Source organism: Moritella viscosa, assembly GCF_900120065.1.
GTDB classification, from domain to species: Bacteria; Pseudomonadota; Gammaproteobacteria; order Enterobacterales; family Moritellaceae; genus Moritella; species Moritella viscosa.
In genome coordinates, this window is record NZ_FPLG01000088.1 from 113,573 (window position 1) to 139,778 (window position 26,206).

General features: G+C 40.4%; 23 protein-coding genes. 11 read left to right on the forward strand and 12 right to left on the reverse strand.

Going from position 1 to position 26,206, the window contains the following annotated elements; all coding sequences use genetic code 11:
* Positions 1-11 precede the first annotated feature (11 nt).
* The gene (locus BT797_RS12615; RefSeq protein ID WP_045112143.1) at positions 12-269 is read right to left on the reverse strand and encodes a BolA family protein; all 258 of its coding nucleotides are present in this window, start codon (positions 267-269) and stop codon (positions 12-14) included.
* A 324-nt stretch (positions 270-593) separates the two neighbouring features.
* Here BT797_RS12615 and BT797_RS12620 point away from each other — a divergent pair, with 324 nt between their 5' ends.
* The 10 genes from BT797_RS12620 (at position 594) to mgtE (ending at position 9,363) form a co-directional block, all read left to right on the forward strand.
* Positions 594-1,562, forward strand: coding sequence for a calcium/sodium antiporter (locus tag BT797_RS12620; RefSeq protein WP_075472275.1), 969 nt, complete (start codon positions 594-596; stop codon positions 1,560-1,562).
* 47 nt (positions 1,563-1,609) lie between these two features.
* Positions 1,610-2,581: a KpsF/GutQ family sugar-phosphate isomerase gene (locus BT797_RS12625; protein ID WP_075472277.1), complete on the forward strand. Its 972-nt coding sequence runs from the start codon at positions 1,610-1,612 to the stop codon at positions 2,579-2,581.
* Position 2,582: 1 nt separating this feature from the next.
* A complete protein-coding gene (gene kdsC, locus BT797_RS12630; RefSeq protein WP_045112146.1) occupies positions 2,583-3,131 on the forward strand; it encodes a 3-deoxy-manno-octulosonate-8-phosphatase KdsC in 549 nt (182 codons plus the stop codon).
* On the forward strand, positions 3,128-3,688 hold the full coding sequence (gene lptC / locus BT797_RS12635) for an LPS export ABC transporter periplasmic protein LptC (RefSeq protein ID WP_075472279.1): 561 nt from the start codon (positions 3,128-3,130) through the stop codon (positions 3,686-3,688). The genes kdsC and lptC overlap by 4 nt, the downstream gene beginning before the upstream one ends.
* Positions 3,689-3,710: 22 nt before the next feature.
* A complete protein-coding gene (lptA, locus tag BT797_RS12640; protein ID WP_244534188.1) occupies positions 3,711-4,172 on the forward strand; it encodes a lipopolysaccharide transport periplasmic protein LptA in 462 nt (153 codons plus the stop codon).
* Between the two features lie 15 nt (positions 4,173-4,187).
* On the forward strand, positions 4,188-4,913 hold the full coding sequence (gene lptB / locus BT797_RS12645; RefSeq protein WP_045112149.1) for an LPS export ABC transporter ATP-binding protein: 726 nt from the start codon (positions 4,188-4,190) through the stop codon (positions 4,911-4,913).
* Positions 4,914-4,963: 50 nt separating this feature from the next.
* Complete coding sequence (locus BT797_RS12650; protein ID WP_075472281.1) at positions 4,964-6,475, forward strand: RNA polymerase factor sigma-54; 1,512 nt, start codon at positions 4,964-4,966, stop codon at positions 6,473-6,475.
* Positions 6,476-6,506: 31 nt separating this feature from the next.
* On the forward strand, positions 6,507-6,794 hold the full coding sequence (gene hpf / locus BT797_RS12655) for a ribosome hibernation promoting factor (protein ID WP_045112151.1): 288 nt from the start codon (positions 6,507-6,509) through the stop codon (positions 6,792-6,794).
* A 201-nt stretch (positions 6,795-6,995) separates the two neighbouring features.
* Positions 6,996-7,859: an RNase adapter RapZ gene (rapZ, locus tag BT797_RS12660; protein ID WP_045112152.1), complete on the forward strand. Its 864-nt coding sequence runs from the start codon at positions 6,996-6,998 to the stop codon at positions 7,857-7,859.
* Positions 7,860-8,004: 145 nt separating this feature from the next.
* Positions 8,005-9,363, forward strand: a complete 1,359-nt coding sequence (gene mgtE, locus BT797_RS12665) for a magnesium transporter (RefSeq protein WP_045112153.1) — start codon at positions 8,005-8,007, stop codon at positions 9,361-9,363.
* A gap of 103 nt (positions 9,364-9,466) precedes the next feature.
* Here mgtE and pmbA read toward each other — a convergent pair whose 3' ends face one another.
* A complete protein-coding gene (gene pmbA / locus BT797_RS12670; protein ID WP_075472283.1) occupies positions 9,467-10,807 on the reverse strand; it encodes a metalloprotease PmbA in 1,341 nt (446 codons plus the stop codon).
* A 125-nt stretch (positions 10,808-10,932) separates the two neighbouring features.
* Between pmbA and yjgA the strand changes: the two genes are divergently transcribed.
* Positions 10,933-11,484, forward strand: coding sequence for a ribosome biogenesis factor YjgA (gene yjgA / locus BT797_RS12675; protein WP_045112155.1), 552 nt, complete (start codon positions 10,933-10,935; stop codon positions 11,482-11,484).
* Positions 11,485-11,575: 91 nt separating this feature from the next.
* Here yjgA and tldD read toward each other — a convergent pair whose 3' ends face one another.
* The 10 genes from tldD to BT797_RS12725 all read right to left on the reverse strand — a co-directional run bounded on the left by tldD (position 11,576) and on the right by BT797_RS12725 (position 26,190).
* On the reverse strand, positions 11,576-13,024 hold the full coding sequence (gene tldD, locus BT797_RS12680) for a metalloprotease TldD (protein WP_045112156.1): 1,449 nt from the start codon (positions 13,022-13,024) through the stop codon (positions 11,576-11,578).
* An 8-nt stretch (positions 13,025-13,032) separates the two neighbouring features.
* Complete coding sequence (locus tag BT797_RS12685; RefSeq protein ID WP_045112157.1) at positions 13,033-13,905, reverse strand: carbon-nitrogen hydrolase family protein; 873 nt, start codon at positions 13,903-13,905, stop codon at positions 13,033-13,035.
* The gene (locus BT797_RS12690) at positions 13,905-17,807 is read right to left on the reverse strand and encodes a YhdP family protein (protein ID WP_075472285.1); all 3,903 of its coding nucleotides are present in this window, start codon (positions 17,805-17,807) and stop codon (positions 13,905-13,907) included. Before BT797_RS12690 ends, BT797_RS12685 begins: the two co-directional genes overlap by 1 nt.
* Before the next feature lies 1 nt (position 17,808).
* Positions 17,809-19,284: a ribonuclease G gene (gene rng / locus BT797_RS12695; protein WP_045112158.1), complete on the reverse strand. Its 1,476-nt coding sequence runs from the start codon at positions 19,282-19,284 to the stop codon at positions 17,809-17,811.
* Between the two features lie 16 nt (positions 19,285-19,300).
* Complete coding sequence (locus tag BT797_RS12700; RefSeq protein WP_075472287.1) at positions 19,301-19,918, reverse strand: Maf family protein; 618 nt, start codon at positions 19,916-19,918, stop codon at positions 19,301-19,303.
* Between the two features lie 38 nt (positions 19,919-19,956).
* Positions 19,957-20,439 (reverse strand): rod shape-determining protein MreD, encoded by a 483-nt coding sequence (gene mreD, locus BT797_RS12705; RefSeq protein ID WP_045112160.1) that lies wholly within the window; start codon positions 20,437-20,439, stop codon positions 19,957-19,959.
* Entirely contained in the window at positions 20,436-21,320 is an 885-nt protein-coding gene (gene mreC / locus BT797_RS12710; RefSeq protein ID WP_045112161.1) for a rod shape-determining protein MreC, read from the reverse strand. Before mreC ends, mreD begins: the two co-directional genes overlap by 4 nt.
* Before the next feature lie 60 nt (positions 21,321-21,380).
* Positions 21,381-22,421, reverse strand: coding sequence for a rod shape-determining protein (locus tag BT797_RS12715; protein ID WP_045112162.1), 1,041 nt, complete (start codon positions 22,419-22,421; stop codon positions 21,381-21,383).
* A 101-nt stretch (positions 22,422-22,522) separates the two neighbouring features.
* Entirely contained in the window at positions 22,523-25,768 is a 3,246-nt protein-coding gene (locus BT797_RS12720; RefSeq protein WP_045112163.1) for a DUF6701 domain-containing protein, read from the reverse strand.
* Positions 25,765-26,190, reverse strand: coding sequence for a pilus assembly PilX family protein (locus tag BT797_RS12725; RefSeq protein ID WP_045112164.1), 426 nt, complete (start codon positions 26,188-26,190; stop codon positions 25,765-25,767). The genes BT797_RS12720 and BT797_RS12725 overlap by 4 nt, the downstream gene beginning before the upstream one ends.
* Positions 26,191-26,206 lie beyond the last annotated feature (16 nt).

Below are 26,206 nucleotides of genomic sequence, written 5' to 3' on the forward strand. Positions count from 1 at the left end.
TCTAATCCAGCCTAAGAAGGTAATATGAATTTACGTTCGCGAACCCATTCTTCAGGTGTATATGCCTTGATGGTTAACGCATGAATACTATTTGATGCAATATGCTCATTTAATGGCGCATAAATAGCTTGTTGTTTTTTTACACGGTTCATACCGACAAACATCTCAGCGACAGCGATAACTTCATAATGGCTGCCTTCACCTTTAATGTGTAATTCCTGGAACGTGTATGCATTCTCCAGCAATGTTTGTAATTCTTTAATATCCATAATACTTAAATCCTATTATATCGCCATTCTGAGCATAGTTAAAACTGTACATGCCGCTAGCGTTATTGTAATAGACCCTTAACCGCACGTTTAGTTTTAAGTGAATGGCAATCTAGCAGAAAGAATTGCGCTTAAAACTAAAGTATTAAAATAACCCGGTATTCTAAAAGTAATCGGTATAATACACAATCATAAAAGTATAACTATATGATGATTTATACCCTTCGAGCTTGAATACTAAATAAGATTTAACAATTTACCTTTTCTTTCAGTCCAAAAAGACCGAAAATAGTGTTCTTTCATATCAACTTTTAAACTGTGCCGATGTTAACTACAAATATTATTATTTTAATTCTTGGATTTATTGGACTGGTCATCAGTGCCGATAAATTCGTCTATGGTGCCGCAGGACTGGCGAGAAATTTAGGTATTTCACCACTGGTTATTGGTCTGACAATTGTCGCTATGGGTTCATCTGCGCCAGAGATGATGGTCGCAGTATCGGCATCACTTAATGGTTCACCAAACACAGCTATTGGTAATGCGATTGGGTCTAATATTACCAACATCACCTTAGTATTAGGTATCACCGCATTAATAAAGCCACTGCTCGTAGGCTCAGCAACAATCCGTCGCGAGATCCCGATGGTATTAATTACCACACTACTGGCAGGTGTTGTACTATGGGATTTAAAACTAGAAATGTACGAAGGCGTGATTTTATTATTACTTTTCTTTATTACTATCATCACCTTAACTATCCTAGCATTAAAACGTCCAAGTAATGATCCGCTTATCCAAGAACATAATGATGAAGTACCTGAAGGTGTGCCAACCTGGAAAGCGGTTGCTTGGTTAGTCTTCGGCATGATTGCATTACCTGTCAGTTCACATTTTCTTGTTGGCTCAGCCGTTGTTATTGCACAGTATTTTGGCATGAGTGATTTAGTGATCGGCCTGACTATTATTGCTATTGGAACTAGCCTACCTGAACTCGCCGCATCCGTAACAGGTGTACTTAAAGGTGAAGATGACCTTGCTATTGGTAATATCATTGGTTCTAATATATTCAACATTTTAGCCGTATTATCACTACCTGGTATTTTAGCTCCGGGCATGATTGACCCGGCAATTATTAGTCGTGATTTCTATTATATGCTTGGCGCGACGGTGTTAATTCTGGTGATGGCAATGAGCTTTAGAGGCCGTCCAGGACGTATTACTCGTGTTGAAGGTGCCATTTTACTCGCTGGTTTTATTGCGTATCAATTCATTATATTTAGTAGCATTTAATGCTGTTTAATCTCAATATTAAACAATATTTTCATTAGGGAGTAACCATGTCGAGTCAGTTTAACTATTGCCAAAGCGCGCTTAATGTCATTAACACGGAAGCGGCAGCGATTTCTCAATTGAGCCAATATATTGATGCCACGTTTACCGCGACTTGTGAATTATTAATCGCATGTAAAGGCAAAGTCATTGTGACTGGCATGGGTAAATCAGGGCATATCGCTAATAAAATTGCCGCGACATTAGCCAGTACAGGAACCCCTGCGTTCTTTGTACATCCTGCCGAAGCAAGCCATGGTGATCTTGGTATGATTGAACGTGGTGATGTGGTTATTGCGTTATCTAATTCAGGTGAATCAGATGAAATTCTAGCATTATATCCGGTGCTTAAACGCTTAAGCATTCCTATTATTGCAATGACAGGTAGTACTAATTCAACCATGGCGCGCGAAGCAAAAATTAGTTTATGTATTAAAGTTGATAAAGAAGCTTGCCCACTGGGATTAGCACCGACATCGAGTACCACAGCAAGCCTAGTGATGGGTGATGCTATCGCAGTGGCCTTACTCGAAGCAAAAGGGTTTACCGCAAATGATTTTGCACTATCTCATCCCGGCGGTAGCCTAGGCAGAAAATTATTATTACGTATTTCAGACATTATGCATAAAGGTGACGACGTACCAAGCGTACAACAAACCGAGACTATCTCTGACGCACTATTAGAAGTCTCTCGCAAAGGTCTTGGTATGACGGCTGTTAATGACGGGACTAAGCTAGTTGGTATTTTCACAGATGGTGATTTACGCCGTATCCTTGATGCACGTATAGATATTCACCAAACCCCAATCAGTGAAGTAATGACACACAGATGTGTTACTATTAATGGACATATCTTGGCTGCAGAAGCCCTTGCCGTCATGGAAAACAAAAAAGTTAACGGTTTAATTGTCATCAATGAACAACAAGAGCCCGTCGGCGCCTTCAACATGCATGACTTACTACGCGCAGGTGTACTATAAAATGATTAATACATTATACGGCCCAATCTCACAAGACATCTTAACCAAAGCAAAAACATTAAAACTGCTCATTTGTGATATAGATGGCGTTTTTTCTGATGGCCGCGTATACATGGGTAACGACGGTGAAGAACTAAAAGCCTTTCACACTCGCGATGGTTTTGGCGTAAAATCACTCCTTAATGCCGATATCGAAGTTGCTGTGATCACTGGCCGTCAATCCACGATTGTAGCTAACCGTATGCAAGGTTTAGGTGTTAAACATATCTATCAAGGCCAAGACAATAAAGTCATCGCATTTAATATGCTGATCGAAGAACTAAAAATATCGCCAGAGCATGTTGGTTATATTGGTGATGACGTTATTGATTTACCGGTAATGAATCTTTGTGGACTCAGCGTTGCCGTTGCCGATGCCCACCCCCTTGTTAAAAAAAGTGCCGACTTTAGCACCTCCATTCGCGGTGGTTTTGGTGCTGTAAGAGAATTAGCAGATCTAATTCTATTGGCCAAAGGGATTTTAGACCAAGCACAGGGCACCTCTGTATGAGTCGTCAAAATATGGGGTTTGTGGTCCTTTTTCTTTGTGCGCTTGGCATTTGGCGTTTTTTTTCACCTGATGACGAGTCTACAACTGCAACGTCAACCGAATATCAGCCTGATTTCACTGCTCAAATTCTACGTAGCGTTGAGTTTAGTACTGAAGGAAAAATTATACGTCGCATTTTTGCAGATAGCATGGAGCATTATGGTGAGTTAGGCATGACAATGTTTACTAACCCCGTTATTATTATTTATGATGAAAATGCGCAAGCGACATGGAAAATCCAAGCAAAAGAAGGTAACTTCAGTAGTGACGATGTAGCAACACTACGAAATGATGTTGTTATCAAAAACATGAACAAAAATGATTATATTGATGTTATAACTACCAGTTATTTACAATTAGAGCTTGCCAAAAACTTGGTGCGTAGCGATCAATTGATTACCATTTCAGGGGACTTATTTCATCAAACAGGTGTCGGACTTGAAGGTGATTTAAAGCAAGAATACATGACAATCCTTAAGCAAGTTGAAGCGATTTATACTAATGATGAAAAAATATAAAGTTTTACTATTAACATTATTCATGAGTAATTCAGCTCTCGCATTAGAGTCTGATTTTAAAGAAAATGTTGTCGTTAATTCCAAACGTCAAGAAGTATTTATTAAAGAGAACCGAGTAATATTTTATGACAGTGTAGTGGTTACTCAGGGGACGATATTAATAAATGCCGATAAACTCACGGTATTAAGCTCGGGCGAAAAAGGCACAGAAGTAATGATTGCCACAGGGTCGCCAGCTACTTTTTATCAAGAGCTTGATGACGGTAAAAAAATTAAGGCCGAATCTGATGAGATCCGCTACGAACTGGGTAAAAAACGCTTAACTTTGTCAAAAAATGCACGTTTACGCCAAGCTGATAGCGAAGTTAAAAGTGACAAGATCATCTACCAAATTGACAAACAAGAAATGATAGCCGAAAGCGGCAAGCATGAATCCGATCGAGTGATCACTATTTTCACTCCTGAAGACAACAAAACTAATTAGAGTAAATGAATTCATATGGCACGTTTAAAAGTATCACACTTAGCAAAAAGTTATAACAAACGAAAAGTTGTGTCAGATGTGAGTCTCGAAGTTGAATCAGGCCAAATTGTTGGTTTACTTGGGCCTAATGGCGCAGGTAAAACCACCACCTTTTACATGGTAGTTGGTTTGGTTAAGCGAGATCATGGACAAATCTTCATTGATGACCAAGAATTAACGCATGAGCCAATGCACATTCGTGCACAACAAGGTATTGGTTACTTACCCCAAGAAGCATCTATTTTTCGTCGTTTATCGGTAACGAAAAATATCATGGCAATCTTAGAGTTACGAACTGAACTAACGCGTTTCGAACGTGAAGAAAAGTTAGAAGAATTATTAGAAGAATTTCATATCACCCATATTCGCGATAGTTTAGGAATGAGCTTATCGGGTGGTGAACGCCGCCGCGTTGAGATTGCCCGCGCACTCGCAGCAGATCCAAAGTTTATTTTATTAGATGAACCGTTTGCTGGCGTTGATCCAATCTCGGTTGGTGATATTAAAAAAATTATTCAACATCTGCGAGATCGTGGTTTAGGGGTATTAATTACCGACCATAACGTACGTGAGACGCTCGATGTATGTGAACACTCTTATATTGTGAGCCATGGACATTTGATCGCATCAGGTACTTCTGAAGAGATTTTATCCAACGAAAAAGTAAAAGAAGTATACCTTGGAGATCAATTCCGACTATAGTTTGATATTGATACGTTACCGCATTAAGGAAGAGAGAGAGTAGTCGTTAGATGAAGCCATCATTACAACTTCGTATGAGTCAATCTCTGGCAATGACGCCACAGTTGCAACAAGCGATTCGATTATTACAATTATCGACCTTGGAGTTACAACAAGAGATTCAAGAAGCATTAGACAGTAATCCGCTACTGGAACAAGAAGATCCCAATACAGCTCAGCCAAATGGTGCAGAAAGTAGCGATGAGCATAATCTGGATAATAACGACACTGTTACCGATGCCAGCCAAATAGAAGTGAGTGATGCGCTCGCCAGTGAAGCAATGCCAGATGAACTACCTAATGACAGTAATTGGGATGATGTCTACACTCCTCAAATACAGACTCACGGCAGTGCGGGTGGCGGTATTGATGGCTTAGACCAAGTCTATCAAGGTGAGACTAGCGAAGGCTTATATGAGCATCTCATGTGGCAAATGGAATTAACCCCCTTTACTGACACTGATCGTGCTATTGCTGTTGCGATTATTGATGGCATTGATGATCATGGTTACCTTAATCAGACTTGTGAAGATATCCTGTCTAGCGTCAATAGCGATCACCAAGAACTCAGCGACAGTAGCAGTAGTGAAGAACAAATTGAATTAGATGAAATCGAAGCTGTATTGAAGCGTATTCAGCATTTCGATCCCATCGGCGTTGCTGCGCGCTCATTACAAGAATGTTTATTGATCCAACTCCAGCATTTACCTAAAAACACACCTTGGTTAACAGAATGTCAGCAAATAATTCAGTCTCACATGGATTTATTGGGCAATCGCGACTACCGTCAATTAAGCCGTAAGACAAAATTAAAAGAACCACAACTTAAAGAGATCATGCAATTAATACAGAGTCTAGAACCCAGACCTGGCAACGTAATTGATCAGACTGAAGGGCTGTATGTTATTCCCGATGTTTTAGTAAAGAAAAAAAATAATCAATGGGTAGTAGAGTTAAATCCTGACATTGTGCCAAGATTAAAAGTGAACAATGAATATTCAAACTTGTCGACAGGCAATCGTAATAGCAGCGACGGGCAGTTTATTCGAACCCATGTACAAGAAGCTAAATGGTTTATTAAAAGCTTAGAAAGCCGTAATGAAACCTTACTAAAAGTAACGAAAAGTATTGTTCAACGCCAAGTTGATTTCTTTGAATATGGCGATGAAGCCATGAAACCTATGGTTTTAAATGATATTGCCGAAGAAGTGGAGATGCACGAGTCAACGATTTCACGGGTAACAACGCAGAAGTTTATGCATACACCACGTGGTATTTTTGAACTTAAATTTTTCTTTTCAAGCCATGTCAGTACTGACAATGGCGGAGAATGTTCATCAACCGCTATTCGTGCATTAATAAAAAAATTGGTCGCGGCAGAAAATGCCATTAAACCATTAAGTGACAGCAAGATTGCTGATTTACTTGCTGATCAAGGTATCAAAGTGGCTAGACGTACGATTGCAAAATATCGAGAGGCACTAAGTATACCACCGTCTAATCAGCGTAAAAGCCTATTATAGGGCTAATCCAACCTTCATAGGGGAGACATATATGCAAATTAATTTAACCGGTAGACATGTAAACATTACAGACTCACTGAAAGATTACGTTGATAGCAAGTTTTCCAAATTAGAACGGCATTTTGATCATATAAACAATATTCATGTGATTTTAAATGTTGAAAAATTACTTCAAATTGCAGAAGCAAAAATACATTTAAATGGGGGTGAGATCTTTGCCGTGCATGAACACAATGACATGTATGCCGCAATTGATGGCTTAATGGATAAGCTCGATCGCCAAGTGATTAAGCATAAAGAGAAGTTGATTCGCCATTAATTTTAACCTCGCCACAAATAACCTAAAGGAAAACCATTTTTCCTTTAGGTATTAATGCTTCTGACATAATTAAAACATATCATATCCAAATCAATTGCGGGATAATGACCCCATTATTTTATATCGCTGTAAGTTTTAAATTAGCAACCTAGTGTTGACTATGGTCACGATATATTTACTGCGCAGATGTGAGGACAAAAGATGAAATTAATAATAGTCAGCGGCCAATCAGGGTCCGGAAAATCCATTGCATTACGCGTACTTGAAGATCTAGGCTACTATTGCGTAGATAACCTGCCAGTAAAATTACTACCGCAACTTCTACAAACCTTAAATGACCAAACCGAAAAAATGGCTGTGAGTATTGATGTCCGTAACTTACCAACAGAAAAAAAAGAATTAAACGACATCATTGCTGAGTTAAGAGCGAGCACCGAGTTAACTAGTTTATTTCTTGATACCAATAAATCTGTGCTCATCAAACGTTATAGTGAAACCAGACGTCTTCACCCTCTCACAAAAGACGAACTATCCCTATCGCAAGCCATTGAAATAGAAGAGAAACGATTAAGCCCTTTAGCTTTACTCGCTGATTTAAAAATCGATACTACTGAACTCAACATTCATGAACTTAGTGAACAAATTAAAGAACGCATTTTAGGAAAGAAAAACAACCAACTTGTCTTAGTATTTCAATCGTTTGGTTTTAAACATGGCCTACCTATGGATGCCGATTATGTATTTGATGTCCGTTTTCTACCAAATCCCCATTGGATCCCTGAATTAAAACCTTATACAGGTCTTGATGAACCAGTTATTAAATACCTGAGTCAACAACCTGATGTAATGAGCTTTTCCCAACAAATTGAAAACTTACTCACGACTTGGTTACCAATGTTAGAAAAAAACAACCGCAGTTATGTCACAGTTGCTATCGGTTGTACAGGTGGCCAACATCGTTCAGTATTCATTGCTGAACAATTAGCAAAGAGCTTTAAACTACAAAATCGTGTAGTGCAAACTCGCCATCAAACCTTAGAAAAAAACAAACATAAAATTAGCTAGGACTCATTTGCAATGGCTTTAACAATCTATACAGTTAATTATTATACTTTATTGTTAATGCTGATTATAAATACAGATTAAGCTAGAATTACGCAGCACCAGCGAGCAAGGTCTTGCAGAAGAATGATAAGAATGGGGACTACATATGCCAGAAAAGATGGAGCATGACAGCACACACCTACGTTTAAGCGAAGTGAACGAAGCACTTGATAGTGGTATGTTTGTTCACGTGAAACGAATGCTCTACCAAACTCCCCCTTGTGATATTGCGTTATTACTGGAATCATCACCACCAGCTTGTCGTAAAGTACTGTGGCGTTTGACCGACTCAGAAATGCAGGGTGAGATCCTTGACGAACTTAATGAAGATGCCAAAACCAGTATTCTCAAAATGATGGATACGGAATCCCTTGTTGCTGCAACAGAAGGTTTAGATACCGATGATTTAGCAAATATACTCCGTAGTTTACCAGACAGTATCTATCAAGAAGTTATCACCCAAATGGATACTCAGGATCGGCAACGTTTAGAAACCGCGATGGCGTATCCAGAAGATACTGCAGGCAGTATCATGGACACAGACACAATTACTTTAAGACCTGATGTGACTGTCGATGTGATCTTACGTTATATCCGTTTACGCGGTGAATTGCCCGAAGCTACAGATACTTTATACGTGGTTGATAAAGATGATCGCTTAATTGGCGATGTACCCTTAGCCATGTTATTAACAACAGATCCAAACAGTGTGATTCGCACTATTATGGATCGCGAAGCAGAAACCTTACCTGCCAATATGGATACCTCTGAGATTGCAAAGCTATTTGAACGTCATGACTGGATCTCAGCGCCTGTAATTGATGATTCAGGCAAACTACTCGGACGTATTACCATCGATGACGTGGTTGATATTATTCGTGAAAATGCCGAGCATGACATGATGGGTATGGCCGGTATGGATGACGATGAAGATACCTTCGCGCCAGTGATGCAAAGTACCAAACGTCGAACACTCTGGCTTGGGGTTAATTTAATTGCCGCACTAACTGCTGCATCCGTCTCTAACATGTTTGAAGCAACCTTGGAACAACTCGCTACACTGGCTATTTTAATGACCATAGTGCCGAGTATGGGCGGTATTGCTGGTAATCAAACCCTCGCACTCGTTATTCGAGGTATGGCTGTTGGCCATATTAATGACGACAATAGCCGTTGGCTAATTGGTAAAGAAGCCATGGTAGGCGCACTGAACGGTGCTATCTGGGCAATATCTATTGCTATCATAGTATCATTATGGAAAGGCGACCCATCTCTAGGCCTAATCATTGGTGGCGCAATGTTTATCAACATGGCGATGGGCGGACTTGCTGGCGTTGTCATTCCACTGGCAATGAAGAAATACAATATCGATCCTGCATTAGCTGGCGGTATGGCTCTCACAACCGTTACCGATGTCGTCGGTCTATTTGCCTTCTTAGGCATGGCAACACTGGTTTACGGTTAGCCTTTTTAACGGAAGCAGAGATCATAAAGTAAAGTGAATAACCTATAACGTAAAAAGCCAGTGTCATCATGACACTGGCTTTTTCATTTAAACTTGGGGGATATTAGTTACCAGCAATCTGCATTGATTCTAATAGCGTTGAGCCCATCAGAATACTGCTACGAACATCGATATCGTTACCGACGGCAACAATATTTTTGAACATATCAGTTAAATTACCTGCGATTGTGATCTCGTGTACTGGATACTGCAGCTCACCATTCTCAACCCAGAAACCTGAGGCGCCACGGCTATAATCACCCGTTACAATATTCACCCCCTGCCCCATCAATTCAGTCACCAATAAACCAGTGCCCATTTGACGACACAGTTGACCTAATGTCTCGCCTTTACCAGTGACATTCCAGTTATGGATACCTCCAGCATGACCAGTTGTTTGCATACCCAATTTACGACCGCTGTAGCTGGTTAATAGGTAGCTCTTTAAAATACCTTGTTCTACAACATTTAAATCTTTAGTACGCACACCTTCAGCATCATACATAGATGAGGCTAAACCACCTTTAATATGCGGACGTTCTTGGATATTTAGCCAGTCAGGGAAAATTTGTTCGCCTAACTTATCTAATAAGAATGATGACTTACGATATAAGCTACCACCGCTAATACCCATGACTAGCTGACCCATTAAGCTACTTGCAACATCATGATGGAAAATAACCGGGACATTACAGGTATCTATTTTACGCGCGCCTAAACGGTCTACAGTACGATTAACCGCTTCGGTAGCTACTTGCTCAGGTGTCCACAATTTACTTGCGTCACGCGCCATTGAATAGCCGTAATCACGTTCCATTGCGCCGTCTTGCTCTGCAATTAATACCGAACTCATACTATGGCGGGTACTTGCATAGCCATTCACGAGACCATGACTGTTCCCATAAACTTTAATGCTACTATGGCTGGTAAATGCACCTTCACTGTTCACAATACGAGAATCTTGCGCCAAGGCTAAACGTTCGGTGAGACAAGCTTGCTCAATGGCATACTCAGGTTCAATTTCAATTGGATGACATAAATCTAGGTCTTCTGGTTCAAACGCCATTAGGTCACGATCAGCAAGACCAGCAAATTCATCTTCAGCTGTATGTAATGCGATATCTAACGCCGCAGCAACGGTGCTTTTAATTGCCGCTTCACTTAAATCAGAGGTTGATGCATTACCTTTACGTTGACCGCGGTATACACAGATACCTAATGCCCCATCATGGTTGAATTCAACATTTTCAACTTCGCCCATGCGTGTACTCACAGACAAACCCGTTTGTCGTGAAATAGCTACTTCAGCATCAGTCGCGCCTGCCTTTTTCGCGATATCGAGTGCCTGAGTAACGGCTAATTCCAATTTATTTTGTTCTAATGTAATTTGCTGTTTTAAGTTCATGGGCTCATTTCAATAAGTTATACTAGATTAAGCATACCATGTTGCGATAAAAATTCCTGCAGCAACTGCGCAATTAGCAATAAACTGATACAATTAACATATCAATCGTTTTGAAAAAGAATATTATGAGCGTAAAAGAACGGAATATTACCAGCGAAAAGTCTTACCGACGTGCTGAAGACGACGAGCTATATCAAAGTCGTGCAGAAAACAAAATTGAAATAGCTAAGACGCTTAAACTTGCTGGCGCGATCTCTTTACTAAGTAAAGCAGAGATTGCCAAAATGGATTTTTCTGAACACTTACTCGCGGCAATTGTGACGGCAAGAAAAATTGCTGTACGTACAGATGCTTACAGCAGACATCTATCGTACATGTGCAAAATTATGCGTAGCGATGGTCTCGAGCCGATTCAATTGGCATACGACAAGATCACTAATAAACATAACCAAGCAACGGTTGAGTTAACAAAATTAGAGATTGTTCGTGATGAATTAATTGCCGGTGGTGATGCTGCGATCACAGTGTTAATGGAAAAATATCCAAACGCTGATCGTCAAAAACTACGTCAACTGATTCGCCAAGTGAATAAAGAACTTAAAGCGGAAAAGCCGCTGAAAGCAGCTAAACCAAGCAAAGAAATCTTTAAACACCTACGCGAGATAGCGGGTCTATAATATTAGTCTGCACAAACAATAAAGCCCTAACAAGTCATTTATATACTTGCTAGGGCTTTATTTTTATCAAATGAATAACACAGATAGCAAATTAGCTACCAGTGCCACCCACAGTCATGCTATCTAATTTCAGTGTAGGCTGACCAACACCAACAGGGATACTCTGACCTTCCTTACCACAAATACCCACACCTTTATCTAATGCTAGGTCGTTACCAACCATTGAGATATGCTGCATTGCTTCATGACCATTACCGATCAAAGTCGCCCCTTTAATTGGGGTGGTGATTTTACCGTTCTCAATTAAATACGCTTCAGATGCAGAGAATACAAATTTACCCGAAGTAATATCAACTTGACCACCACCAAAGTTAGGTGCATAAATACCTTTCTCAACCGTGCTAATGATCTCTTCTGGTGTACTCTCACCAGGTAACATATACGTATTAGTCATACGCGGCATAGGTAAATGCGCGAATGATTCACGACGACCGTTACCCGTAGACTCCACCCCCATCAAACGGGCGTTAAGCTTATCTTGCATGTAACCTTTCAAAATACCATTTTCAATCAACATGGTATTTTGTGCCACAGTACCTTCGTCATCAATGTTCAATGAACCACGGCGATTAGCTAGCGTGCCATTATCAACAATTGTGCACAGTGAAGATGCTACTTTCTCGCCAATCTTACCCGCATAAGCAGACGTACCTTTACGGTTAAAGTCACCTTCTAGACCATGACCCACGGCTTCGTGTAGTAATACACCCGGCCAACCCGCACCAAGAACAACAGGCATTGCACCAGCAGGTGCATCAATTGCATCAATATTAACTAATGCTTGGCGCACTGCATCTTTGGCATAGCTGAATGCACGCTGTACACCATCTACATCATCTAAGAAATAATCAAAACCATAACGGCCACCGCCACCCGCGCCGCCACGTTCACGTTTGCCATTTTTCTCAATCAGCACAGAGCAGTTCATGCGTACTAATGGTCGAATATCCGCCGCAAGAGTGCCATCAGTTGCAGCAACCAAGATCTCTTCGTATACTGCCGACAAGCTCACACTCACTTGTGTAACATGTGAATCTAATGACCGAGCGTACACATCAACCTCGTGCAACAAGGCTATTTTACGTTGCTTATCCATACTCACTAATGGATCTAATGGCTGATATATTTCACTGCCTTGAGGTTTACTCCATGCTTTAACTTTACCTTCACCGCCGCTAGCAGCAATACCTCGTGCCGCTTTCGCAGACTGGATTAATGCTTGTAGATTGATATCATCAGAATAAGCAAAACCAGTTTTCTCACCAGAAACAGCTCGAACACCAACACCCCTCTCGATATTAAACGACCCTTCTTTGACGATACCGTCTTCTAAACCCCAAGATTCATGTTTGCAAGCTTGGAAATAAAGATCACCATAATCAAGCTGATTGCCCATCAATAATGACAGTGTACTCTGCAGCTTATCGATATTTAAATCGGCTGGCAGTAAAATTGAATTTTCGACTTGTTCAAATATCATCTGAGTTTTTACTCTTTATTTTTCAAGCTCGCCGTAAAGCGCGCATGTTGTAAAATAGGTATATCAGTACGTACTTGTACTAACTTTTCTTTGTCTAATTTTGCACAACTAATACCACACGCAAAGGTTTGTTGCGCCAGAATTTCACCCCAAGGGTCTAAGATAACAGAATGTCCCCAAGTATGGCGATTTTGGCCATGGTCACCCACCTGATTCGCCGCTAACACGTAACATTGATTTTCTATCGCTCGGGCTTGTAACAGTGGTAACCAGTGCGCTTTACCTGTCGCATAAGTGAATGCAGCTGGCAATAATAACACATCAACCTTGGCGACACTGAGTACCCGAAATAGCTCTGGGAAACGTAAGTCATAACAAATAGCCATACCAAACTTAACATCACCAACGGTAAAGGTGGCGACGCTGTCGCCAGGTATGAAACTATCCGACTCTTTATACGCTTGAACGTTTATGACGGTCTTCTCTTGATTATTACTCGCGGCGGTTAATACTGCAGGTACATGGGCATCAAACAAGTGAATCTTGTTGTAATGTTGCACCAATTCCCCATTCGGGTCAAATGCTAAACTGGTGGTATAAATACGCTCATTACTATGACTAAGAATAGGAAAAGAACCCGCCACCAGCCAACATTTATATTGCTTAGCCCAGTCTGCAAGTTGCTGCTGTACAGGCCCTTGGCCTAAGGACTCTGCATGAGAGAAATAATCATCACGATTAGAAAATAATGCAAAATTCTCTGGCAATAATACTAAGGTCGGTTCAACACCAGTATTAATCAGCCTAAGTTGCGAGGCTACATACGCTAAGTTTACCGTAATATCAGCACCAGAGGTCATTTGAATCGCCACTAATTGCATCACTTATTCCTTGTAGTTTCCGACTCTGCAGCGTTGATTAATTTATCGGGCACTGCAATCTGTTTTTTATTCCGTTTTACTTCCGTAAATACCGGATTGTCAACGTCACCACTGACATTAAATTTAAGCTCAGTGATCACTTCAAGCACAGGCTCCAAGATCTTCGATAAGGCAAATACAGCCAATGCTGTTGTTGGCGTGACTGCAAACGCAGTCAATACCGGTAAACTCGACGTCACATCAGGAAAAAAGCTTAAATTATAATTAATGGTGCGAGTCACTAAATCAAGGTAGCCGCTACCGGTAATTTTACCACTGCTTGAATTCAACAAAAAATCACGATTATGAATCGCACCATCAGCAATCTGTAATGATGCCTGCATTGATGAATACGGTAAACCATCATTATACACATCACTAAAATCTAAACTTAATCGTTTCACTAATGACTGTAAGCTCAGCACACTTAAAAAACGAGTACCTTTATCACTAACATTAGAGATCCGCCCTGCTTTCGTTATTATCGTGGCGTGACCACTCAACGAGTCACCATCAATATTAAAAGGTTGATCTTGCCAAGCAAGACTAAAGTCCACATCGGCAGGCGTTTTCGCTAACGGGCTAATTAATCCTAAGCCCGTCATAAATTCTTCAACACTTTTGGTTTTTAACTCACCCTGTAATTGAGTCGATTGATTACCTTCTTTATCTGTGAACCAACGCCCAGTCATGGCGACTTTTGAATGTTCCATATCAATATCAAGAGCTTTAAGTGTTAAGCCAGACGTACTTTTAATCACTTTTGCAGATGTACTTCCTAAATTAATTTTTCCCAGAATACAAGCTCCACAATTGAAATTGAAACCGGGAACATCTTGCCAGACAAGTGCTGCTGATTTGGTTTCTTGTGCAACGTCTGCATCATTAGTTGCATCTGACGGTAGTACCAGATCAGGCAAATAAAGATAATCAAAGTCGATATTTATATTACCGGTATCCGGAATAACAACCGAACCATTAAACTCACTCGCTTTAAGATCAATACCCCAGTTATGATAACTTTTTGTCGCCGTTATCGTTAAATCATTCAAAGGCTGTTGATAGTAAACCGTATTTGCTACCGAGATTTTTATTGAGGATAAGGGTTCCACCGTACTACTCACATCAAATTCACTGTCAGGTAATCCGCCATACCATAATAGCCACTCGGCAATATCAAGCTGATCAACATTGACAACGATAGCATTGGCCGAATCACTTATCAGCAGTTCATCAGCATGACCAATCTGTACTAATGATTGAATAAGTTCTAGCTGTTCCTTCGCATAATTAACCTGTCCAGAAAAATACATCGCATCACTGGCGGTTAATTGAATACTCGCTTGCTTATCATTACCAACCACAGAAATATTAGTTGGCCAATCCTGAGTAGCTATTTTTTCTAATGGCATAGGTAAATCGAGTGTTAGGTTTTGTAAGTCACTCTGCACATCAAATTCATAGTTAAATCCTTGTTCAGGAAACACCATGTTTAATGAGCCTTTCCAGTCTATACCACCAGAAGCATATTGCTGATATTGTGGCATTAACTGAGCCATAATATTATTACTTTGCCACTGACCAGCAAGTTCAACATTTACCTGATAATGCGCATTTTTCTGCCCACTACGAAAGCGAACATCAAGTGGTTCGCCGAGTAATTTTGCCGTTAACGGTGTCGATAACAAACCATCATCATCAAATGTGAAACTGCCGTTAACATCAGTAAAGGTCAAATCAAGCGCAGGCAAGTACATACGGTCATTAACTAAGTCTATGTCCCCTTTTACCACCACTTGAGCATCATCGGTAAATGGAATAACAATATCTATTTTCCCATTAATATCACCTGAAACTTGGAGACTGTTTAACGCATTAGTCACTTCAGGTAACGGACTGGAATCAATAAGGGATTTGGCTTGCGCGCCCGTCGTCTTAAATTGCGCTTGAATACCAAGCGCTTTCACATCCCCTAAACGAGGCAGTTGCAAGTCCACACGAGAGATCGCGACTTGATCCAAGTTACCTTTTCGGGATGACATAAATAAATCATCGTTTTTAAATAATAACTCAAGTTCTAAGTCGGTTACGCTTGGCCATTGTGAATCAAAAGCAAACACAGCATCAACGACATTCAGCTTAGTTTGGAATATTCCATCGCCATTACGATAAGGATAATTAGCAAATTCACCAAACCACAACAATTGGCCATTATCGGCATAGCCTTGTTTTAATGCACCACGAAGATAATCAATTAATGCTTCACCCATATATTCGCTTGGGTAGTAATAAAATGCTTTACTGGCATCACGTAATTTAAGATCACCTGCAAGGCTTAAAAAAGCATTAGCGTTAGTGGGGATATCTAATAAAAATTGACTATCGAGGACAATCTCTGGAGTATCAAGGGTAATTTTATCGGCGATGATCTCAATACCATTGCCATTCTTGCTATCAACATCTTCTGTATTACTGTAACGACGCCAGATAAAGTCTGTCGAAAATTGATTAACCCGAATAGGATGCTCTAAGTGGTGGCTAAGATCTAATTCCGCATCAGTCATATCAATGCTGACCTTGCCAGCCTCTAAACTACCCGTTAGTGCAATATCGGCATTCTCAATACTAGGAAAACCCTGCCAACTTTGTAGCTGTAGACCATCAACCTTCAATTGATAGCTTAACTGAGTCCAGTCTTGCAGTGGTACTTTAACCTTAATATCATGGACTAATCCGTGTGGATATAGGGTTTTAAGATCTTTAAACAAGGCTTCATCAACATGACGAGACAGGGCCACCATAGGTGCCAAGTTAGACAGCTCAAGTTGATTTACAGCGGCAAGTATTTCACCTTTTTGCTGTCTGACTTGTATATCAAGTTGCGGCCACATAATACCATTGGTGACCAGCGCCAGATCATGACTGTCTAATTGCCACCCAGAATCGGTTAATTGCCATTGTAAATAACCACCCCAGATATTCAAACTTTGTTGTCGAGTTTCATTTTGCCAAGTGAAGGTTGAAGGCTGTAATTGTAATAATGCCGATGTCGGTTTGTTATTGACAATATCAATCCAACTTTCGAAGCTTAATACGCCTTGTTTTAAGCCTTCGCGTTTAAACAATACTTTTTCAAACCAATTAGACAAACTCATGTTCTCTGCCTGAACATACACTTGACCACTGACATTGGTTAAATCATTTTTGGCACTCGTCACATCGACCATGATACGTAAATTATTATCGGCAATATCATCATTAATGTATGCCCAACCGTCTCCACGGTGGCGACGACCTTGATTTAACCAAGCAAATTCACGGATATGAATAACTTTTTCTTCACCTGCAGGCGTTAATACCCGTAAGTTACTATTGGTTAATTCGAAATTTTTGAGTTGACGAAAAAACACATCCAGTAAGCGGGTTAATTCAGGAGTGGCAAGATTAGTTTCTTGTTCCGTGGAGCGTTCGAAGGGAGAGATCGGAAGCTTGATCTGGGCTCCATCTAAAATTAGATTATTGAGTAGTAATTTCCGCTCTAATAAACTATTCCAAAAATCAATACTGATCTTGATGCGCTCAACGTCAAAGTCATACGGCAATGACTCATCAAACTTAACGTCTAAAGTATTAATAATTAATACCGGGCCGAATTTATACCAGCCCGCATCAATACTTTCTACTTCAATACTTACCGATTGATCCGCCACCAACCAATCAATAACCCGATCATGATATTGATTCAGGTAAGGTAAACTCGCCCGTAATAGGCTAATTGAGACTGCAGAGAAAACAGCTAAGCAGGCGAAAGTATAGAGGCATGCTTTACCACACCTTCTTAGCCAATTTCGTTTAGCTGTCACGCTACATCATTACCACATCAAATTGCTCTTGCAAATATAACGGTTCAGGCTTTATCTTCACCTGCTTACCCATAAACAATTCCAATTCAGCAATACTGTGTGACTCTTCTTTTTCAATATACTCAGCAACAGCGACAGAGGCATAAACGTTAAACTGATCCGCATCATAAGCACGATTAACACGGGTTACTTCACGGAAGATTTCATAACATACCGTTTCAACTGTTTTCACTGAACCACGGCCATCACACGTTGGACAATCCGAACATAGCACGTGTTCTAATGATTCACGGGTACGTTTACGGGTCATTTCGACTAATCCTAACGCCGAGAAATCATGAGTATTCGTTTTAGCGCGATCATGACTTAATGCGGCCTCTAAACATTCCATCACCCGGCGGCGATGCTCAGAACTTTGCATATCAATAAAATCGATAATGATAATGCCACCCAGATTACGTAATCTCAGTTGTCGTGCAATCGCTTGGGTTGATTCAACATTGGTATTAAAAATAGTATCTTCAAGGTTTCGATGACCGACAAAAGCACCAGTATTAATATCAATCGTCGTCATCGCTTCCGTCTGATCAATGATTAAATAACCACCTGATTTTAAAGTGACTTTACGCTCTAAAGCACGCTGCGATTCATTTTCAACATCGTACATTTCAAAAATAGGACGCTCACCCGTATAGAGCTCTAATGAGCTGACTAACTCAGGCACATAGGATTCCGTGAATTCACATAACTCAGTATAAGCAAGACGAGAATCGACTCGAATTTTATCCAATGGCGAACCAACAAAATCACGAATAATACGGAATGCTAATGATGGATCCTGATACAACATACTCGCACTTGGATTACTTTTCTGACGTTGTAGCACTTTGGTCCATAAACGTTTTAAGTAAGCAATGTCTTGTTCAATTTCTTTATCACGGACACCATCTGCTGCCGTACGAATGATATAACCACCCAATTCATCAATCTGGGCTTCGGTAACACGTTTTAAGCGATCACGCTCTTCTTCACAATCAATACGTTGTGAGACACCCACATGAGAACTGCCCGGCATAAAGACCAAATAGCGAGAGGGTAACGTAATATCGGTGGTGAGACGCGCACCTTTAGTACCCATCGGATCTTTCACCACTTGTACTGTGATATCCTGGCCTTGACGCACCAGCTGAGAAATATCTGCGACTTTAAAATGCTTTTTTTCACCCGCGGCAACACACTCTGTATGCGGGACAATATCTGACGCATGTAAAAATGCCGCTTTATCAAGACCAATATCAATAAATGCAGCCTGCATGCCCGGTAATACCCGACTTACTTTACCTTTATAGATATTACCCACGATGCCACGTTTCGCTTCACGTTCTACATGTATTTCTTGTAATATGCCATTTTCAATCAAGGCAACACGAGTTTCGCTCGGGGTAACATTTACTAATAACTCTGTCGTTAGACCCATATTATTTAGCCCTTCATTACTTATTCTGTTCTGCCTTAAAGGCTTGAATTAACTGCTCTGTTTGCATTAATGGTAAGCCAACAACAGCGCTATAGCTGCCGCTAATATGGCTAACAAATTTACCTGCAATACCTTGGATCGCATAACTACCCGCTTTATCAGTGGGTTCACCGGTGCACCAGTAATCATGCATTTCAGTGGCTGATATTTCTCGAAACTGTACCTGAGTAGTCACAACTTCAACCCAGCAACGGCTGGTATCGGCAAGTGCAACGGCGGTCATCACTTCATGTTCATGACCTGATAATAAACTCAACATACGTTTCGAATCTGCTTCATCAACTGGTTTTTCTAACACTTGTCCGGCATATACCACGATGGTATCGGCACCTAACACTACATATTCAGCAGCTGCGTGAGAGTATCCCTGCTCGACGTTAGCATTTTCTAGAACCACAGTACCGGCTTGGGCTTTATCGCGTGCTAATCGAGCAACATAATCAGCAGCAAGTTCGCCCGATTGTTGCTGCTCTTCAACCTCAACGGCTAACACCGAAAATTCGACACCAATTTGCGTCAGTAATTCACGGCGACGCGGCGACTGTGATGCTAAGTACATATTTATCTGTTTCATCTTATTATCTTCTGCACGATTAAGCTATCTTATGCCCACTAACTAATAGCAAACTGACGGCGAATTTTACGTAAAATCAAGAATATCCATGGCCATATTAACATTGTGGTTAGGATTGACCATAAGTACATAGGTGTTATTGTTATGTCAAAAAGTAATTTTTCAGCCCAAAATACCACCAACTTGTTTAAGCCCGCTAAAAAGCCTACAACTAACGCTTGTTGCCACAATGATAGATTCCGGATCAAACGATGATTCATCACAATAATATAGATGACAATTGACAGCGCTAAAGAATGAATACCGAGCGGCGCACCTAATAATAGATCGAGCATTAATCCCGTGATCCACGCATAACCAATATTCACGCGATATGGCAGTGCCATACACCAATAACCTAGTACCAAAAACAGCCAATCAGGACGAAAGTTATTTAAAGGCTCTGGTACAGGTAATACAGTGAGTAATAACGCGATGATTAAAGTTAGGATGATTTTAAAACGACCGTTAGCATATGTCATAATGTTCCTTCCTTGTCTGCGTTTATCATCGATTTAACATTATTATTTTCAGCTGTATTTTCTTTATCATCCCAAATAAGTAATACATAGCGGATCCGTTCTAATGCCACAATCGGTTTTGCTTCAACTTGTGCATAAGGTTGGCCCATTTGATAAGTGAAATCGGTGATCGTAGCGACCGGATAGCCTTCAGGGAATACACCACCAAGACCAGAGGTAACTAACACATCGCCAACTTGAATATCGGTACTATGGGGGACATAAGGTAGCGTAAGACTGTTTAATTCACCGCTCCCATTGGCAATCGCACGGATGTCATTACGCTGAACTCGGACCGGAATACCGTGCGTAATATCAGTAATCAGTAATACACGACTGTATGTAGCGGACACATCGACTATCTGGCCAACAACACCTTGTTCATTTAATATCGGTTGACCAATATAAGTACCGTCTACCGCCCCCTTGTTAATCACCACTTGCAAGGAAAAAGGATCCGAATTCACGGTAATAATCTCAGCCACTAATTTACGCTGGTCGGCATGTACAGGTGAGTTAAGTAAAGCTCGTAGACGTTTATTTTCTTCTTTTAAGTGCTTAAATTCAAGCAGCTGAACTTGTTGAATAAATAGTTTGTCTCGCTGTTCTTGAACTTGTTTTTTCAAATCTCGGCGAGTAACAACTGTATTGGATACACCTTTCAGCATTTCACTGGGTATATCGGCCGCATAAATGAGTGGTGATACCGCGGTATTTAAATAGACACGTACATTTGAAAATGAATCAAATTTAGAATCAAAAATAGTTAATGAGAAAGAAGCGATAACCGCAAAAAATAAGCGCAGTTGTAACGATGTTGAGGTAGCAAAAATAGGTTTCATTAAGTGGAGTTCTCAAAGGATGGCGCGCCCGCCACCCTATAGGATTATTGAATCAGGTGCTTAATCGTAATGGAACAGATCGCCACCGTGCATATCAATCATTTCTAATGCTGTACCGCCGCCACGAGCCACACAGGTAAGTGGATCTTCAGCAATAACAACAGGAATACCAGTTTCTTCAAGTAATAAACGGTCAAGACCACGGATTAACGCGCCGCCACCGGTTAGCACCATACCACGTTCAGCAATATCCGACGCTAACTCAGGTGGAGACTGTTCTAACGCTGTCATTACAGCACTCACAACACCCGATAATGGTTCTTGTAAGGCTTCTAGAATTTCAGTACTGTTTAGGATGAAACTACGCGGTACACCTTCTGCAAGGTTACGGCCACGCACTTCAATTTCAACAACTTCGTCGAGTGGGTATGCAGAACCAATTTCTTTCTTAATACGTTCAGCAGTAGCCTCACCAATTAAGCTACCATAGTTGCGACGCACATAACTGATGATTGCTTCATCCAGTTTGTCACCACCAATACGAACTGATGAAGAGTAAACAACACCATTTAATGAAATGATTGCCACTTCGGTAGTACCACCACCTATATCAACAACCATAGAACCGGTTGCTTCAGAAACAGGCAAACCAGCACCGATTGCCGCCGCCATAGGCTCGTCAATCAAAAATACCTCACGCGCACCCGCACCCTGTGCCGATTCACGAATCGCACGACGTTCTACTTGTGTTGAACCACATGGTACACACACTAAAACACGTGGGCTTGGACGGAAAAAATTATTGTCATGCACTTGTTTAATAAAGTGCTGTAACATTTTTTCTGTCACGAAAAAGTCGGCAATTACCCCATCTTTCATTGGACGAATAGCGGCTATATTACCAGGTGTACGACCTAGCATTTGCTTTGCAGCTGTACCAACTGCGGCAACACTCTTATTTGCACCACGCTCTTGGCGGATCGCAACAACAGAAGGCTCGTCAAGGACAATACCTTGACCTTTAACATAAATCAGGGTGTTTGCTGTTCCCAAGTCGATTGATAAATCGCTAGAGAATACGCCTCTTAACTTCTTAAACATGGCTATGGGCATTCCTAAAAGTAAAATGTTGCAGGATCGGTTAACTTTACCAATGCGCAATGAATGTGGCAAGTTTATCAGACTTTATGACCGACAAACTATTAATTTAACCTTCTTCGGTAAATAACTCGATCATTGCCATAGAAAAAGCCGAATACGATGTTCGCCGACGGTGATTGATCAAAACCAACATGACCATCCACCCACTTATATTTAAACCAATTATCAACGGTATAATCAAGTTTAACCTCACCATTTCGATTCGGTGCAGCAATGATTAACTCTTGCGTAATACCGTTAGTAAAATTTCCGTTTCCTGAAAGCGCAGGTAGTATTCCGCCTAAAGAAATATCAGTTAGCGTCGCATCTACAAAATCGAAGTCCGTTATAGAATCATCATTATTCTTAATGAAGTTTGTCCCATTGAAATATTCAATTTGCATGGTTGTGGCAAAATCATTCGATATCGGACCGTATCCATCAGCAATTGTCCAACGGCCATAGCGTAATTCGCTAGTTTGTAGAGATAACATACGTGCCGTTGCTGTATCTGGCGTAGCAGGAAGATTTAAGTCGTTAAGCACAACATCATCTTTATCAGTAATACCGATGCCAAAAAGGGTATTCATCATAGGACCATCAGGTCCAGTTGATTGTCGCGAAAAATAACCACGATCCTGCATACCTATTGGTTGATAGACTCCATCACTCCAAACTCCACCATAATCTACTAAGCGGGATGATAAATCGCGTCCATTAGCATTCGCAATAAAACTAACTGTCGCTTTATCATCGCCATTGTAGTTTCTTGTCACGAAACCTGCGCTATTTTGCGCTTCAAGACGATAATCAAATAATAGCTCAGGCTGGTCCATATAAGTGAATACAGCTCCGCCCCCTGGTGAAGCTAATAAGATCCAGGCCATTTCCCAATTACGGCCTATACCAGGTTCATATTGGTTTGAACCTTCACTCCATTGCACGCAATAACCATTATTCGGCCATGTTCGACATTCATAAACATTACCGTCCTTCGGCTGTAAAACAGTTGTTCCTGCAACATAACTACTCAGGCCATTAGGAAATTCATAGTCATGTCCCTCACGAACATAGCCTCTCGCACCAACATAGTTATCTACTTTTGATGACACTAATTCAAAATGGGAGGGAATAAAACGGCCTATCTCAGTACCATTAGAATTTGCCGAAAAATTATCATCAACAGAAAATACCATGCCATAGTAATCAGTGTCTTTCACATTTATCTGAATTGCACCTACTTCACTATAAGTCGAGTCAGCAAAGCTATAGACCCCTTTATCAAAGGTTGGCAAGTCAGGTATTTCAGCCCACGTGGCCGAGGTCGAAGTTAATAGCGTCTTATTTTTTGCATAACTAAATTTCCCTTCAAACAAGTCTGCTGTAGGCATAGAACGAGTTAACTTTATACGTAAGTTATCATTTGAATTAGGGACATAATTAGACGTAATGTTACCGTCTGCATTCAGCGATTGGATCTTAAATGCAAAAATGTCACCCGCTTTATGTACATGCTTTAATACATTGTTATCCTGCGCCGTCAGTTCTGTTCTTATTGCGTTATCATGACGCGTGGCTTTAATTTTGAATTTGTAGGGTCTCACTGCAAACTGATTACTTTGCCCCTTAATTGTTAAACCATCCAAATCATTACGATTATCATTGATCGTATAGCTCGCGATTAAATTTATTTTACCGGCATCTTGATATTGTGCAGTATTAACCTGAGCGATATGGTGACTAAATGCTAAATTAACCGCATTGTAATCGTTTTCTTCATTTCCACCATTTTTACCGAGATTCACCCCGTTCACAACAAAGTTTAAAGACGAGCAACGATTTGGCTCTTGGCATTGAACGCCCAATTTCACCGGTATTATTTCATTATTTTTGAAGATATTCTTACATTGGCCATTTTTATTATAAAAAGCATCCAGTTTAATCGGTTTAGAAAAGTTAACACCCGCCACTTGACTGGCAATATTGTCACTGCCATCTGCATTATCATAGCTAAAGAAAAAACCGGTATCAGCAAAATTAATATCACAGTTACTCGTACCATTACACTTATAATATTTATTGCCGATACCAGTCAATGACAGAGTTAAGTCACCAGAATCTAAGTAGCCTAAGTTAATATCTGTCGAGCCTATAAAAGGACCGCTGGATTCCGATATAGAGCCAGATCCAACCTTAGCATTACCGACTAAGGTTGCACTTGTCAAATTCGTTGATTCAACACAAGCTGAACCCGACTGGAAAGTATTTGTACAAGCCTGCACTTTGACAACAGCAGCTTCACACGTTAATGCATGATCACTATAGGTTAATTTGTAGTGGTCAATAGCGGGAGGAGGTGTATCTGCTTCAAACTTAACGACAATATCATCCCAAGACATATCGTCATTATCACCGAATCGACTAACATCAATTTTAAGCTCATAAGTATTCTTACTTTTAAATTTTCGTTTGATACTCCAAATATAATCACCAGTTGTAGTCCCACTACGTAAATAACGTTGGGAAATAACCTCACCAGTATTCTTATTTGTTAGCGTTAAGCGGACATTATTTTCGTGACGAACTAAATCACGGTAATTATAAATTATAATAGAATCTACCGAACCATCACGAAGCGGTTTGAATTCATATTTAGCATTATCGCCTTCATCTTTATCTGGATACCAACGCCCCGCATAACCATCACGTGGATACTCATCGTTATCTCCGATATGACGGCGTTGAAGAAAAGAAAAGCTATCCGTATTACCAACAGATGTCTTTAAAGTTATATTCTTAAAATTAAAATCATCAAAGTTCCTACAATCCTTATCCCAACCTATAAGGCCGTTAGGCCAATTATAACATTGCCCAACAATAGCGAGTTCATAATCACCTTTAGGCAAATTTACAGATAATCCTAATGATGAGCTATAACGATACAGCTCTGAACGAGTATTGACTACAGGTGTATTACTTCCAGCCTTCCATATTACAAAATATAATTGTCCCCCGATACCTGAAGCTCTATGAACCTTGATTTGGGTAAGGGTTATAGCTTCAGTTAAATTGAAATGTATAGGTTTATTAGGTTTAGGGTTCTTCAAGTTTCCGTACCAAGTACGGTCTGCAGTTACAAGATATTGAGGTCCCATCGCTCTATAGGTATAATCACCAATCTTCATTTTCCCCTTCAATACTACGTCGGCAAAAGCAAATTGAGAGGATAATAAACTAATAATAAAAGCAATAACAAATCGCAGGTTAGAGCCTGGTCTTTTTTGTAAATACAAACTCAATTTCATCATTTCACTTCCGCTTCAATATTATGCTCAGCAATAATTTTGCCACCATCACAAGTACCAGTGGAAGTAAGATAAAATAGGCTACTATTATCCACAGGAATACGTTGGCAAGTAATCGCAACACTGCAATTTTCCAATCCAGTTTCATTACTGATATCAAACTGTACATTTGCCGCACCTGAAATAGCTGTTACAGCAGGAAAATCCGCACATATTCGATTATTTCGCAATATTTGATAGATACCATAATCCATTCCACTTTCAGCCGCATAATAGGCTTTAGCGCTATACACTTCGTTCGCGACACTATCAGCGCTTGAGCTCAGAACACGACTCAAGGTTGCGGCTAATAAAGACATAACCACAATAATAAATAAGGCGATAACGAGCATACTACCTTGTTGTTGCTTGATACTTATCTGCATAGTGTTAACTTCACTG